The organism is Vibrio aestuarianus (assembly GCF_012395185.1).
In the GTDB taxonomy this organism is placed as follows: domain Bacteria; phylum Pseudomonadota; class Gammaproteobacteria; order Enterobacterales; family Vibrionaceae; genus Vibrio; species Vibrio aestuarianus.
This window is the reverse complement of the sequence record NZ_JAAZTU010000027.1, coordinates 1-14,536: the sequence shown is the minus strand read 5'-3', so window position 1 is coordinate 14,536 and position 14,536 is coordinate 1. Positions and strand designations below refer to the sequence as shown.

The 14,536-nt window shown below is 43.9% G+C and carries 15 protein-coding genes; 8 read left to right on the top strand and 7 right to left on the bottom strand.

Annotated elements, in window-relative coordinates; genetic code table 11:
• The first annotated feature begins 90 nt into the window (after positions 1–90).
• Both HGG78_RS13210 and HGG78_RS13205 read left to right on the top strand, forming a co-directional pair.
• Positions 91–1,113 (top strand): COG3650 family protein, encoded by a 1,023-nt coding sequence (locus HGG78_RS13210; protein WP_172533174.1) that lies wholly within the window; start codon positions 91–93, stop codon positions 1,111–1,113.
• 3 nt (positions 1,114–1,116) lie between these two features.
• The gene (locus HGG78_RS13205) at positions 1,117–1,722 is read left to right on the top strand and encodes a tRNA-uridine aminocarboxypropyltransferase (RefSeq protein ID WP_053311412.1); all 606 of its coding nucleotides are present in this window, start codon (positions 1,117–1,119) and stop codon (positions 1,720–1,722) included.
• Here HGG78_RS13205 and yigB read toward each other — a convergent pair.
• The 6 genes from yigB to lptM are packed head-to-tail and all read right to left on the bottom strand — an operon-like array spanning position 1,708 to position 6,292.
• Positions 1,708–2,421 (bottom strand): 5-amino-6-(5-phospho-D-ribitylamino)uracil phosphatase YigB, encoded by a 714-nt coding sequence (gene yigB / locus HGG78_RS13200; protein WP_172533173.1) that lies wholly within the window; start codon positions 2,419–2,421, stop codon positions 1,708–1,710. The genes HGG78_RS13205 and yigB overlap by 15 nt on opposite strands.
• Positions 2,422–2,424: 3 nt before the next feature.
• On the bottom strand, positions 2,425–3,357 hold the full coding sequence (gene xerC, locus HGG78_RS13195) for a tyrosine recombinase XerC (RefSeq protein WP_053311410.1): 933 nt from the start codon (positions 3,355–3,357) through the stop codon (positions 2,425–2,427).
• On the bottom strand, positions 3,329–4,033 hold the full coding sequence (locus HGG78_RS13190) for a DUF484 family protein (protein WP_053311409.1): 705 nt from the start codon (positions 4,031–4,033) through the stop codon (positions 3,329–3,331). The genes xerC and HGG78_RS13190 overlap by 29 nt, the downstream gene beginning before the upstream one ends.
• A 14-nt stretch (positions 4,034–4,047) precedes the next feature.
• Complete coding sequence (dapF, locus tag HGG78_RS13185; protein WP_053311408.1) at positions 4,048–4,878, bottom strand: diaminopimelate epimerase; 831 nt, start codon at positions 4,876–4,878, stop codon at positions 4,048–4,050.
• Positions 4,879–4,889: 11 nt separating this feature from the next.
• On the bottom strand, positions 4,890–6,143 hold the full coding sequence (gene lysA, locus HGG78_RS13180) for a diaminopimelate decarboxylase (RefSeq protein ID WP_168523778.1): 1,254 nt from the start codon (positions 6,141–6,143) through the stop codon (positions 4,890–4,892).
• 29 nt (positions 6,144–6,172) lie between these two features.
• Positions 6,173–6,292 (bottom strand): LPS translocon maturation chaperone LptM, encoded by a 120-nt coding sequence (lptM, locus tag HGG78_RS19300; RefSeq protein WP_412072892.1) that lies wholly within the window; start codon positions 6,290–6,292, stop codon positions 6,173–6,175.
• Between the two features lie 75 nt (positions 6,293–6,367).
• Between lptM and cyaY the strand changes: the two genes are divergently transcribed.
• A complete protein-coding gene (gene cyaY, locus HGG78_RS13170) occupies positions 6,368–6,682 on the top strand; it encodes an iron donor protein CyaY (RefSeq protein ID WP_053311406.1) in 315 nt (104 codons plus the stop codon).
• Between the two features lie 104 nt (positions 6,683–6,786).
• Here the strand turns inward: cyaY and HGG78_RS13165 are convergent, their stop codons facing one another.
• The gene (locus HGG78_RS13165; RefSeq protein ID WP_053311405.1) at positions 6,787–9,315 is read right to left on the bottom strand and encodes a class I adenylate cyclase; all 2,529 of its coding nucleotides are present in this window, start codon (positions 9,313–9,315) and stop codon (positions 6,787–6,789) included.
• A gap of 350 nt (positions 9,316–9,665) precedes the next feature.
• Between HGG78_RS13165 and hemC the strand changes: the two genes are divergently transcribed.
• The 5 genes from hemC (at position 9,666) to HGG78_RS19295 (ending at position 14,257) form a co-directional block, all read left to right on the top strand.
• The gene (gene hemC, locus HGG78_RS13160; RefSeq protein ID WP_053311404.1) at positions 9,666–10,604 is read left to right on the top strand and encodes a hydroxymethylbilane synthase; all 939 of its coding nucleotides are present in this window, start codon (positions 9,666–9,668) and stop codon (positions 10,602–10,604) included.
• A gap of 3 nt (positions 10,605–10,607) precedes the next feature.
• Positions 10,608–11,363 (top strand): uroporphyrinogen-III synthase, encoded by a 756-nt coding sequence (locus HGG78_RS13155; protein ID WP_172533172.1) that lies wholly within the window; start codon positions 10,608–10,610, stop codon positions 11,361–11,363.
• Positions 11,353–12,543: a uroporphyrinogen-III C-methyltransferase gene (locus HGG78_RS13150; RefSeq protein WP_172533171.1), complete on the top strand. Its 1,191-nt coding sequence runs from the start codon at positions 11,353–11,355 to the stop codon at positions 12,541–12,543. The genes HGG78_RS13155 and HGG78_RS13150 overlap by 11 nt, the downstream gene beginning before the upstream one ends.
• Positions 12,543–13,730 carry a heme biosynthesis protein HemY gene (locus HGG78_RS13145; protein WP_172533170.1) on the top strand — a complete coding sequence of 396 codons (1,188 nt, stop codon included), beginning with the start codon at positions 12,543–12,545 and terminating at the stop codon, positions 13,728–13,730. Before HGG78_RS13150 ends, HGG78_RS13145 begins: the two co-directional genes overlap by 1 nt.
• 200 nt (positions 13,731–13,930) lie before the next feature.
• A complete protein-coding gene (locus HGG78_RS19295) occupies positions 13,931–14,257 on the top strand; it encodes a helix-turn-helix domain-containing protein (RefSeq protein ID WP_172533169.1) in 327 nt (108 codons plus the stop codon).
• The last annotated feature ends 279 nt before the right edge of the window (positions 14,258–14,536 follow it).

Genomic DNA, 14,536 nt, shown 5'->3' with positions numbered 1-14,536 from the left:
GACTGTTAATTAACGTGGGCTTAAGTTCAGTTCTAAGCACCCAATGTGCCATAATATGGTCCTATCTGTTTGTCTTAAGGACGGTATTCAATGAAGGCGTTTAACACCCCTATCCTATTATTGTCAGCTCTGGCACTGCAGGCTTGCTCAATGCAACAAGCTTCTGTTGAAGCAACAACCAGCGCGACACTCGACAAGCCAAGCACTATAACACCACAAACCTTTGTGATGCGTGGTGAAATCGTGGTCGGTCATGAAGCCCGAACGTTTACGCCTTGCGGCAGCAACCAACAGTATTGGTTGGCTTTAACCCCAGAGCAAGCTAAACAAGCCTTACTATTATCTCGTTCACCCTACCAATCAATGTACGGTGAAGTCGTAGGTTATTTAGCAGCCCCAAAACAAATCGGATTAGATGCTGACTACAATGCACGCTTAGAAGTAAAGAGCATTAATCTACTCAGTGCTGAAAATCCTAAACGTTGCAACCAACCACTCAAACCAACACGAGCTTTCGGTAATGAGCCGTCATGGTCTGCTAGCTTTGATAGCAATACCGTTATTTTTCAAACCATTAGCGGTGAAAAACAGCAACTACCGGTCACTCAACGCCAACTATCTGCACAACAACGTGACTACCAGTTTGAAAATGGCTCACTGCAACTTAAGCAACAAGCTTGTAACGATGGGATGAGTGATAGTTTTTATGGATGGCGTTCTAGCTTAACTCTGGACGGCAAAACCTATAAAGGCTGTGCGACGTTAGGCAATAGCGACCCAACCCTGCAATGGGTTGGCGTTTACCAAGCCGCGTCAACGCAAAACAATAACTTTAGCGTAAGCTTACAGCTAAATGCTGACCATTCTGCAACCACCAGCTACGACTACAACAATGGTGACCCATCTATGGTTGAAAAAGGATTCTGGCAGCAGCTTAATGATAAACAAGTGCACGTTGTGATGACTCGTCATCAGCGACAATACCTACTTGCGGAACGCATTTTTACTCGTAATGGCAATCAGATCCATGCAGAAAAAGAAAAGGTGGGCGACATTATTTACCCCATCAGTAATGGTGGATTAACGCTGTTTACTGAAGATCCAGCGCAGTAATCAATGAATTCCCAATTACCCTGTTCGCGCTGCGGTTTCGTGCATCAATGTGTTTGCCAAGCTTATCCGAGACTCGATAGTAAGCTACGCGTTGCATTATTGATGCATGAAAATGAACAACGCAGAGCAACCAATACTGGCAAGCTACTCTTGTGCAGCTTGCCGCAGGCTTCTGTGCATGTGTGGAGCCGTGTATCGCCCGCAGAGTCATTACAAATACTCATTGAAAGCGAACGACTCACGCCTGTGCTCATCTTCCCATCACCATACAGCAAACCACTCGACGAACAACAATGTCAGTCTTCGGCAAACATTGAAAACACATTGTTTATTATTCTTGATGGCACCTGGCAAGAAGCGAAGAAGATGATCAATAAAAGCCCTTGGTTGTCAGCGTTACCACACGTACACCTCACGCCTCATCACCAGTCACTCTACACATTAAGGCGTAACCAAAGTGAAGGGAATTTATGTACTTTGGAAGTGGGGCTTGAACTGCTTAACCATATCAATGAAACAACGAATGCTGACACACTGAGAGATTTTTTTGCTTACTACATGAAGGTTTATCAGGCCGACAAAAGCGGCCATGCATTAAAGCAACAGTAACGAACTCAATTGGTTGATTTCAATATCCGGTAAGATTTTTGCCTTGCGGTTGGCAAGCAAGGTATTGCCTTGGTCATTGTACCAACAAGCTTGAAAACCATTGCATTTCGCGCCTTGCACATCAGTCACTAAATGATCACCGACGTGCAAAATTGAGTTTGCTGGCAATGCCAAATGGATACGCGCTTTATCAAACAATTCAGGATGAGGCTTGGCAAAACCATCCGGCCCAGCTTTTAAAATCAGTTCGAAATAGTCACCCAAACCGATACGGTGCGGATCCACATTACCATTGGTGATCGCCACCAGCGGCATGCGCTTAGCTAACTCCGTCATCACGCGGTGAGTCTCTTGCGGCACCGCCACAAGGTTTCGCAAGCGTAATACTTCTTCAATCGCAGCATTTGCCGCCTCAAGCGCTTGTTCCGAACTATAACCTAGCTCAATCAAACCTTGTTCAATCTGCTTAAAACGCCATTGAGTAACATCATGGTGCAGCAAAGGTTGCTGTTGAACTAAGCGCAATTTGAGTTGCTGCCACCATGCTAAAGAACGTGTGGCCGACAGCGGATGATGACTATGTAGCCATAACACCATTTGCTGCTCGACGTGGCGTATCACTGGACGGTTATCATAGAGCGTGTCATCTAAATCAAAGCTCATTGCTTTAATTGGCCCAATACTGCGATAAAAATGCATGAGTTACTCGTCTTGTTTCTTTTTTCTTGCTCTGGGGTGCGCTTGGTCATACGCTTGAGCAAGATGTTGAAAATCCAAATGCGTGTATATTTGTGTGGTCGAGATATTTTCATGACCAAGCAGCTCTTGCACCGCTCGAAGATTATTGCTTGATTCCAACATATGAGTCGCAAACGAGTGACGTAACTTATGCGGGCTGATATGACTAGATACCGCCTGTTTCTGTCCCCACTCCGCCATACGCTTTTGTACATTGCGGTGAGAGATTCTGACACCTAGTTTAGAAACAAACAGCGCTTTTTCATCACTATTAGCCAACTGAGCTCGTAACTTTAGCCACTTCGCGACCCACTCTTTTGCTTTGCCAGCAAATGGAGCTTTACGCTCTTTGTCACCTTTACCAACTACTCGAATTTCACCTTGGCTAAGGTTAATATCCTTGACATTAATACTCACCAATTCAGCTAAACGCAAGCCAGCCCCGTACATCAGCTCCATCATGGCGCGATCACGCACTGACAGCGGATCATCAGCATTCACTTCCAAAAGTTGTGCAACTTCATCGACATCTAAGTTTTTCGGTAATGGACGCTTTTTGCGCGGAGCCGATACACCTTTAGCCGGGTTAGCAGTGATCTCTCCACGTAAAATCAAAAAATCAAAAAAGCTGCGTAATGAAGATAGACGCGTCGCCAAACTACTGGCTTTCATGCCTTCTCGCATGCCTTTACTGGCTAATTGGCGCACCCAAGCTGCATCAACCTGCTGCCAATTTTTTAGCCCCATTTGCATTAGGTGCTGCGCCATCGTTTCAAGTTGCTGCTTGTAATTACGTTGCGTGTGCAAGCTCAGCCCTTTCTCACTTCGTAGATATTCATAGAAGCGATTCAAAGGCTGCTGCAAGCCGTTAGACAGAGGTATGACTGATTCGCTCATGCTCAATAGGCTGCCAAGGTAGAGTATCAATTAGGTGAGATAAAACTAACGCCAAGTGACGCAGGAAAAGCGTATCCATACTCGGTTGGAAATGACCGCCATCTTCACTGGCGAAAGCCAAAATACCTTGCGGTGACGCTTTGGTTAATGGTAGTACCACATAAGAACCCATTTCTGGTGCTAGCGTTTCATCACCAAATAACGCTTGGCGATCAACCTTTCTCATCCGGCCCAAATACGCCGCCTTACCGTTGAAATGGTTGGTTGAAAAACGCTGCCATTGTTCCTGTGTGATTTGGTAATCCGCTTGAGGAGAAGCCAGTAAACGCACATAAGCTAACAAGCCTAATGCTTGCGCTTTATTTTCAATCGCTTTTACCACTTGCGTCATATCACTGCATTTTAGGATCTGCTCTTGAAGATCCATAAATTCATGAAAAGTGCGGTCATTATTGGCCGCTAGAGACATAAAAGCGGTGATCTCTTCTTCTAATTCTTCGATACGCTGACGCTGACGATTAAGCTGCACATGCACCAAAGAGACTGCACCTTGTTGATGGTGCGGTAAAGAAAGTCGATCAACCAACTCTGAACGATGGAGGAAAAAATCAGGGTGATCTCGTAAGTACTCCGCTACGATTTCAGCTGTAAGTACATCCGCTTCAACTTGCGACAAAACAATTCCTTAACTTAACAAGACACTTGGCCATCAAACACATGGGTTGCAGGCCCCGTCATATATAGCGGCTTGCCTGGACCTTGCCACTGAATATGCAATGAACCACCCGGTAGGTGTACCTTGACCTCTTCAGCTAATAACCCTTGAACAATACCTACCGCCACAGCACCACACGCACCACTACCACAGGCTTGCGTTTCACCCGCGCCGCGCTCATAAACTCGCAGTTTAACTTCATTGCGGTTAACAATTTGCATAAAGCCAGCATTCACGCGTTCTGGAAAACGTTCATGAGATTCAAGTAGCGGACCTAGTGTTTCTACATCAGCAGTAGCAACATCATCGACCACGGTTACTACGTGCGGATTGCCCATACTCACTGCGCCGCAGAAAATAGTTTTATCTTCTACTCGTATAATATAGGTCTTCTCTGCTTGCTTAGCGCGGAATGGGATTTTATTTGGCTCAAACTCAGGGATCCCCATATTGACGGTGATCTGGTCATCCTCTTCAATATTTAGAATCATCTTGCCTTTTTTGGTCGTCACTCCAATGCTGTATTTATTGGTCAGCCCTTTCATACGAACAAAACGTGCGAAGCATCGAGCCCCATTACCACACTGTTCAACTTCACTACCATCGGCATTAAAAATACGATAGTGGAAATCACTTTCGGGGTCATAAGGGGCTTCAACCACTAAAAGCTGATCAAAACCCACACCTGTATGACGATCCGCCAAACGGCGGATCAAATCAGGGGAAAAGAAAACGTTTTGTGTAATGCAATCAACAACCATGAAGTCATTACCCAAACCGTGCATTTTAGAAAAATGGAAATGCATAGTGCTTCAATTTACTCCGGCAAAATACTCTCTAATGCCCATAGGCTCGATAGTTCTTCACGCTGGCGAACTAGATGATGCTGTGAACCATCAACCATCACTTCCGCTACGCGAGTACGTGTATTGTAGTTTGAAGACATCACAAAACCATAAGCCCCTGCAGAGCGAACTGCTAACAAATCACCTTCAGCAAGGACTAAAGAACGGTCTTTACCTAAAAAGTCCCCCGTTTCGCAGATAGGCCCAACGAGATCATAGGTTGAAGCTTCACCCTGACGCGGTGCAACAGGAACAATATCTTGCCAAGCTTGGTACAGCGCAGGGCGCATTAAATCATTCATTGCAGCATCAATAATGGCAAAGTTTTTGTGTTCGGTATGTTTGAGAAATTCAACTCGAGTCAGCAGCACGCCCGCATTAGCAGCAATCGCTCGGCCAGGCTCAAAAATCAGTTCTAAATCTTGATGATTTTCTAAACGGGCAAGCAAAGCTTTGGCGTAGTCAGATGGTTGAGGAGGCAGTTCATCACGATACACAACCCCTAAGCCACCACCGACATCTAAATGTTTGATGTTGATGCCTTGGTGCTTAAGGTCATCAATCAATGCCAACAGGCGGTCAGTTGCATCAATGAATGGCGCAATCGCTGTCAATTGAGAACCGATATGGCAATCAATACCATGTATGCTGAGGTTTTCTAAACTCTGCGCCAAGCGGTAAACATCTGGCGCGCGGTCAAAGGCAATACCAAATTTATTATCACGTAAACCAGTTGAGATATAAGGGTGAGTTTGCGCATCAACATCAGGATTAATACGCAGAGAAATCGGCGCTTTCACACCAAGCTCTCCTGCCACTTTATTGAGGCGTTCCAGCTCTGGTTCAGATTCAACATTAAAACATTTAATCTTCAGTTCTAGCGCACGCTTCATTTCCGCTTCGGTTTTACCGACACCCGAAAAGACTACTTTAGATGGGTCACCACCGGCAGCCACAACACGTTCGAGTTCCCCACCCGATACAATATCGAAGCCAGAGCCTAAACGCGCCAAAGTATTCAGCACACCTAAATTCGAGTTTGCTTTTACGGCATAACACACCAAATGTGGGTGCTCACCGACTGACTCATCAAAAGCATGCCAATGACGCTCTAACGTCGCACGTGAATAGACATACAACGGCGTGCCAAATTGCTCAGCCAAATGAGAGAGTGAGACATTTTCAGCCCAAAGTTGGCCATCGTCCTGATAATTGAAGTAATCCAAAATTAGTTTCCCTTAATCTAAATCAACCACTATGGCTGAGGTTGTTCATTCTGCGTCGGTTCATCTGGCATATACAATGGGCCGGTTTGACCACAGCCTGCCAATGCAAGGACTGACAACATAAATAGTGCAGTGATTGATTTTTTCATTTTGCATATCGTGATTATTGATTCAATGCCCCCTATAATCGCACCACAATCAGGAAAAGCAATAGGATAGATAGGATGAACGATACTGAATTTCATCAACAAGTCGATGAGCAGCTCGAAATTATTGAACAAGCTATCGATGATGCTGGCGCAGACATCGATTACGAAACGTCTGGCAATGTCATGACGTTAGAATTTGATGACCGTAGCCAAATCATCATTAACCGCCAAGAGCCGATGCATGAAATCTGGCTTGCGTCTAAATCAGGTGGGTTTCATTTCAAACTGCAAGATGGCCAATGGATCTGCTCAAAAACTGGCTTGGAATTGGTTGCGATGGTCAAACAAGAGTGTGAAAAACACGCTGGTGAAAGTATCGAGTGGCGATGATAAGGTTCTATCTAGTTGAGAGCGCTATCGTTAAATAGGCGTTGGAATCTAAATAAGAAGGAACCAAGTTGCGCTATTTCAACGGTAGCTTGGTTCAATCACTGTTAAGCATTAACCGCTTTAGAAGGGCGAGAGTAAAGAGCTGAATCATTACGATAAGGGACAACATAACTTTCGCCGTCTTCAGGATGTACTATCTGATAATACTGAGGCAAATTGAAATTAATGAACTTAGCCGATAGCTTGTTATCATCTAGCACTGAAGTATAGAAACCATTTACGCTGGCAATCATCTCATCTTTCTCACCACTAAACTGGTGATACACTTCAATTTGATTAGACTCATCTAGTACATAAATGTTGAAGCCTTTGTCAGTATCTTCAAAGAAGAACTGCACCAAACCTTCGCTGGCAAAACCATCAACCACTTCAGGGAGCTGATAATCTTGATCGCGATCGAGCATTAACAGTGGTGAGCCTTTTAGCTTGTTGGTTGAAATACTGCGATAAAAATCGACCGAGTTTTCTAATTTCTGTACCGATACACCGCGACGTTCGAAGAACAAACCATACATTTGGTCCCCAATGCGCAATGCTTTAAAACGACGACGTTTTTCTTGCTCAACTGGTTTTAAGCGTAACTCAATGCACTCTGCGAGCAATTGGTACACCATATTACGCATCACGCCACGTAAGTTTTTACTGTAACAAAAAACATCAACAGATTCCGGTGGAAGTGCATCTTGGTGCATTTTTCCAAGCACCGTTTTCAACGCATCAAGCATTGCGGTTTCACCAGTAAAATGCAGCGTACGCACTTCGTGCCATGAATTACGATACACTAAATCAACACTGCCCACTAAACTTTTTTGTTCTGAGCCGAAGCTGAAAATATCAATATTTTTCAAATCAACTTTTAACGACTTACCACTCAATTCTGCGGTCGGATCATTTTCAAAGTTAATAAACATTGCCAATTGGCTTATTTCACAAGGGCTAGCCAACGCTTGCATCGTTGGACGACGTTTGCGTAACGAAAAGGTATTACGTAAATCGCTGACCATTTGGTAGAACTTGTCTATATCCAAATGAGCATCACGCACCACGGAATGCAAACGTGTCGACTCGGTGATCAAACCATTAAAAAATGCCCAAGAAACCAACTTACTCAAGTATTCATTATGCTCTAAAAAAGGCTGACCAATAAGGCGATGAGCAACTAATGGCTGCTTGTAGAGATACCAACCAGCTTTGTTAGTTCGGCCTTCACGAACCTCAATGAAGGAGAGGTCTGGCTCATGGAGATCTGGAGAAATTTGTGGGTTCAGCAGCGTAACCTTACCCGGCAATACTTCGAATACCGCATACAATTTACGCGCTAAAATAGAGATATCTTGTGGACTGATAGCAGAAGTAATGTCATTGCGGCGTGCAAACTGAATCAAGTTTCGATAACTCAGCATTAAGGCATCAAGCAGAGCATGGTGCACTACTTTAACTTGTGCGACTTTCCAGTTGCGGCGGTTATCTAACTCTTGTACCACCGACTCAGACCAATTCCATTGTTTAATCATGTGACCTAGCGCTTCACGACGCCATGCCACAGAACCGATACCCGGCTCACGCGATAATTTTTCATGTGTTTTGAGATAAAAACAGCGACGGACTAAATCAAGACGAGCGGAGTCACCAATGCGTTCGAGGTAACGCGTCACTTTTTCGAGCATCAAATAGTAGGCATCCATGCTATAAAGATCAGGCTCGTGAGCGAAAAAACGGCGTTTGGTATCAATACTGAGTAATTGAGTATGTGGGTACTCCCACGAATACGCCTCAAGCAAAATAGCTTTCAGTACCGACTTGTAGGGCGAGTCGATACTTTTATACAGTTGCCAAAGATTAGCGCCGAAATATTCTTCGGCCGGAATGCGATTGAGCTTACCAAAATCAATCCATTCTTCGCAGTTAATGTAAGCTTTACTACACAACTGATTGACGTATTCGTCGTAGCACTCTTCCATTTCAGGCGGCACAATTTGCCACAGTAAACGCTTACCAGCAAGACGCACAGCCGAGCGATAAAACTCATCCAACAATAAAAGATGCTGCGAAGAGCCACAGTTTTCACCCGTCATTTGCTCGGAGTGATTACTGCGAAAACGCTTTTCATCCATCAAAAAAAAGTTAGCTTCAACCCCTTGGCTTTTCGCCCAATCGGTAATCAATAAGCATTTATTACTTAAGCTTTCACGTTCATCGCAACTCATCTCTGATGAGACACAAACCCAAATATCTAAATCACTGGATGTACTTTGACCGATCGAAGAGGTACTTCCCATCGTATACAAACCAAGAATGGCCGGGGTTTGTGAGGTTTTTAATGATTGACCTAACGTTAGCTCGGTATCTTCAATCAGTTGGCGCTGAACATCATTGAGTTCGAAGTTATGTATGCCATAAGGGACGTTAGCATCGTAATAGCCAGGAATAACCGGGTGATTAAAGTGAAATAAAGCGGGGATAAAATGGAATACACGCTGACTTTGCAAATCCATAAGAGCCAGCGCACGATCAGTTCGTTGCTGGTTAAGATTATCTAATCGTTTGATTAACGTCTTTGTGTAAGCCTGCAAGGTTGATTCCTTGGTTGAAACATTAATAAGCGCCTTGATTATCTTTTATTCTAAAGCGCCGAAAAAACGTGATCAATTTAACACTTTCTTTTGTTTTGGTAAAGTAATCTCGGCGCATATCACACCAAAGCTACCTCTATTGACCACTCTACTTTCAGTGACTCGCTACAGTGTCGTTGCTATCTAGACTTTGTAATAATAGCCCATTATATAAAGGAGAGCTAAATCACACTATTTTACCCAATCTATGCTATGTCATTAGCAATTTTTCACTGATGCGATCTAGTAGTAAACCTTTCTAGTATGGGATGGTAGGATTAAGCCCTTCATTTCTTTCATGCGGGATTATCATGAATCACAGTACACCTATTCGAATTGCCACTCGTAAAAGTCCACTCGCCTTATGGCAAGCTTATTATGTTAAAGATGCGCTACAAGCAGCTCATCCCGGCTTAGAGGTGGAATTGGTGACCATGGTAACCAAAGGCGACATCATTTTGGATACGCCTTTAGCTAAAGTTGGCGGTAAAGGGCTTTTTGTTAAAGAACTCGAAGTCGCGATGCTTGAAGGTCGTGCCGACCTTGCCGTTCATTCAATGAAAGATGTCCCCGTCGATTTCCCTGAAGGATTAGGACTAATCACGATATGCGAGCGTGAAGACCCTCGTGATGCCTTTGTTTCCAATGGCTACAACAATATTGATGAATTGCCACAAGGAGCCATCGTAGGGACATGTAGCCTACGTCGCCAATGTCAGATAAAAGAAGCTCGCCCAGACCTTGTCATCAAAGAATTGCGTGGCAATGTAGGCACTCGCTTAGGAAAATTAGATGCTGGAGAATACGACGCTATTATTCTTGCTGCCGCCGGTTTGAAACGATTAAAGCTGGAACAACGTATTCGTAGCTTCATCGAACCAGAACAATCACTACCTGCTGTTGGTCAAGGTGCCGTTGGTATCGAATGTCGTATCGATGATCAACGCTTGAAAACACTGCTAGAGCCATTAAACCACAAAGACACGGCAGATCGCGTCTTATGTGAGCGAGCGATGAACTTAACCCTAGAGGGTGGTTGCCAAGTTCCGATTGGTAGCTATGCGCTGCTGGATGGTGACCAACTATGGCTGAGAGCCTTAGTTGGCGAACCTGATGGTTCCAAAATTGTACGTGGTGAAATTAGAGGCCATCGTTCTGATGCTGAAAAACTAGGTATTTCACTGGCAGAGCAACTCCTTAATGAAGGAGCTCGAGAAATTCTCACCAAACTCTACTGCGAGCACGAATAAATCATGGCAGTGCTGGTCACTCGTCCTGAAATTCAAGGGCTTGAACTATGCCAACAGCTCGCGGAGGTCGGCATTTCTGCTATACACCATCCGCTTATTCAAATTCAAGCGGGAGTTGATCTCCCACTTTTACTGCCAGACATTCACAACTGCGACATCATTATCGCGGTCAGCCAACATGCAGTCACATTTAGCCACCAATTTTTGCAAGATCACAGATCTTTTTGGCCAAATGAAGCAAGATACCTTGCCGTTGGTCAAAAAACTGCACATGTTTTGAGCAAACTAAGCCAACAAAAAGTACACTACCCCGCGGTGAGTGATAGTGAGCATCTCCTCGAAATGCCGCTATTACAGTCAATATCAGGTCTTAAGATCATGATTTTACGTGGTAATGGTGGAAGAGAACTGCTCCACAATACGTTGACTGAGCGTGGTGCAAAGGTGACCTATAAAGAAGTGTATCAGCGCACTATGCTGGCTTTCTCGGCCAACCAACACGCTCAAATTTGGCAACAGCAAAATGTTCACCAATTAGTCGTAACCAGTGGTGAACAGTTAGAGTTTTTGGTTACTCAAATGTCTGAAATTGCATTGCCATGGTTATTTAATTTACATCTTTTTGTCCCCAGTGAGCGCATTCGACAAGCGGCACTACTCATGGGGTTTAGTTGTGTCACTAACGTAAAAAGCGCATCCAATACCGAACTCGTGGCTACTCTTAGCCAACATAAACAGGACTCTAAGCATGACAAGTAAAAATAAGAACCCGCATATTGAACCTGAAGATAAACTAACCTCATCAGCATCTTCTTCTCCAGACAAAGATGCGGCCACTAATGTTGACTCATCCAAAGTAGAAACATCGCCTCCTCTTACTAGCACTCAACCGACACAAAATGAAGAGAAACAGGGCAAGCGAGGAGTGAAACTGGCCGCTGTTGCCATTGTTCTATCGGTTATTTTTAGCGGTGGCATTGTCTTTCAAATGCAGCAGAAAGACGCCCTCTATCAAGCAGAAATTGCAGCGTTAAAAACACAACTGACCCAGACTCAACGCAATGTAGAAACTGAACTCAACCAAGTAAAGCAAGACACTATAGCTCAAGCGGCAGAAGCGACCCATAAAGCAGAAGTTTCTTTAGCTCAACAACAAAAAAGTATTGAGAGCTTGCAGTTGGCAGTCGCTGATATTAAAGGTCGTCGTCCTAATGATTGGCTACTTGCCGAAGCAGACTACTTGGTCAAACTAGCTGGACGTAAACTATTTCTAGAGCATGATGTTGTCAGCGCAACCCAACTAATGGAAAGTGCAGACCAACGTATTGCGGCATTAAATGACCCTAGTTTGGTTCCTTTGCGTAAAGCGATGGCTAATGACATCACGAAACTGAAAGTTATACCTCTTGTTGACCGAGAAGGGTTAGTTTTACGTTTGACTAGCTTGCAACAACAAGTCGATGCACTACCTCTAGCGAACGCCATTTTGCCTGAAGCACAACAAGAACCAGTCGCTCACGTCTCAGAAAACATCAATGATTGGCAAAATAACCTGCTGACTTCCCTCAAAGAGTTCTCGGAAAACTTTATTACCTTCCGAACTCGTGATGGCAACGTCGTGCCTTTGCTGTCACCACAACAGCACTTTTATTTAAAAGAAAATCTAAAAGCCAAATTAGAGACAGCAATCAAAGCGGTATACGTCGAACAGCAAGAGATCTATACCACAGCATTAACCACCGCAGACAAATGGTCAGCCACTTTCTTTAACCAAAATGACAACGCCGTCAAACAGTTCAACGATACGGTATTGCAACTAAGTAAGCAGAGCATACAAGTTGAATACCCTGTAAAATTTGAAACTCAAAACAAACTGGCAGATATCATCACTGAACGTCTGCGCCGTGAAGTTTCATCCGTCATTACGGAGGAAAAATAATGTTTCGTATCATTTTCCTCTTTGCGATTTTAGGGGCGGGTCTATTTGTTGGTACTCAATACTCAGGTCAGCAAGGTTATGTGCTCATCTCTATTGCGAACAAAACTATAGAGATGAGCGTCACAACTTTAGTTATCTTCATAATCGCAGCTTTAGCTGGGTTATTCGGTCTAGAATACCTATTGAAAAAAGCGATGTACGCAAGCTCAACAACTTGGAATTGGTTCAGCGTGCGTAAACTGAAACGCTCTCGTCGTTATACCAATCAAGGCATCATAAAACTTCTTGAAGGTGACTGGAAACAAGCAGAGAAAAAAGTCACTCGCTGGGCAAACCACCATGATATGCCTTTACTCTGCTATCTTGTTGCCTCTGAAGCAGCGCATGGTATCGGTGACACCGCTAAGCGTGATCACTATTTAAACTTAGCCAGTCAGCAAGAAAACTCAAGCCTCGCTGTCGAACTCACCCGAGCAAAACAGCAAGTTAGGCAAGAAGAATACGATAAAGCACTCGTAACCTTGGCGGCGCTAGAAGAACAGCATGCTAACAATACGATTGTGCTTAATCTCCTAAAAACGACGTACCTGAACCTCCATCAATGGCAGCCGCTTCTCACTTTGCTGCCAAAACTTCATAAAGCGAAACAATTAGACGATCAAGAATTAGCTCTGCTCACCCAAAAAGCACAAGCAGGATTAATGTCAGATATCGCTCAACAGCAAGGCAGTGAAGGGTTGATCAATCACTGGAATAAACTTCCGAGAAAAACCAAAGCTGAACCCAACTTAACTCAGTGCTTTGTTAAACTGCTGATTCAAAGAAAAGCCGATTCAGAAGCCTATACCATCATCAAAGAAACCCTAAAGAAACACCCATCGTCAGAAATGTATGCATTACTGGCAGAGCTGAACTTGCTTGATAGTCATCCTGCTATATTGCTTCTGCAAGAAGCCATTAGGAAAGATGGTAATAATGCAGAAGCTCATAGCTCTCTCGCTCAATTTTATATGCGCGAACAAAAATGGTCACAAGCACAAGAGCACCTAGAAAAAGCCTTGTCTATCCGAACCAATATTTCTGATTACGCCTACCTTGCTGATAGTTTAGAGAAACAAAACTACCCGAAAGCGGCAGCAGAAGTTTCTCGCAAAGCGTTAAGCTTACTGAAACCTGAGCAGGCTTAATTCATTTAAGCAGAGCGAAACTGAAAGCCGATGCCAAAGCATCGGCTTTTTTATATCAATCACTTTAAGTAAGAGTAATCTAAGTAAAACATAATCTGATTAAGGTTATTCAATGTGCGGATTTATATGCAGCAAACCACCCCAAAATATCGACATCAAAAAGCTTACTAGTCAGCAAAAATCCATTCAGATGAGAGAGATTGCTGGCCCTTGCTCATTTCAAAGGTAGACGCTCTCGCACTCAAATCGCTAAATTTCTAAAGGTGAGCGGCAGCAGTGTCAATAAGTGGGTTCAAACCTTTCAGGAGGAAGGCTTGGCAGGACTGTTGGGAAAGCCAAGAACCGGAATGGCACCGTTTTTAACTTCTGTTCAAAGAAAACAATGGAGCCAACGAATCAAAGACAAAGCTCATAATACACAAGGTGTACGACTGACTGATGCGCTTAGATCGTGCAAGAATTTGGCAAGCAATGCCACCCAGACTCCATCTATTATCTGCCCGACCATATGGGCTTTTCACGGATAACTCCCGCTCTAAACACCCTAAGTAATCTCAGGAAATACTGGACGATTTTAAAAAATTCAAATTCGAAACGATCCTTGATACCTATATGGACCCTCTCTTACTGCTGAATCAAAAAAGCAAAAAGCCCGCTGAATATCAGCGGGCTTTTTAATAGTGGCGGAGAGATAGGGATTTGAACCCTAGAACCGCTATTAACGGTTGCCGGTTTTCAAGTTTGATTAACCATTCAATATTTAGTATAACTTTCAATAATTTAAATGTGGTAGTTCGTGCCTAACA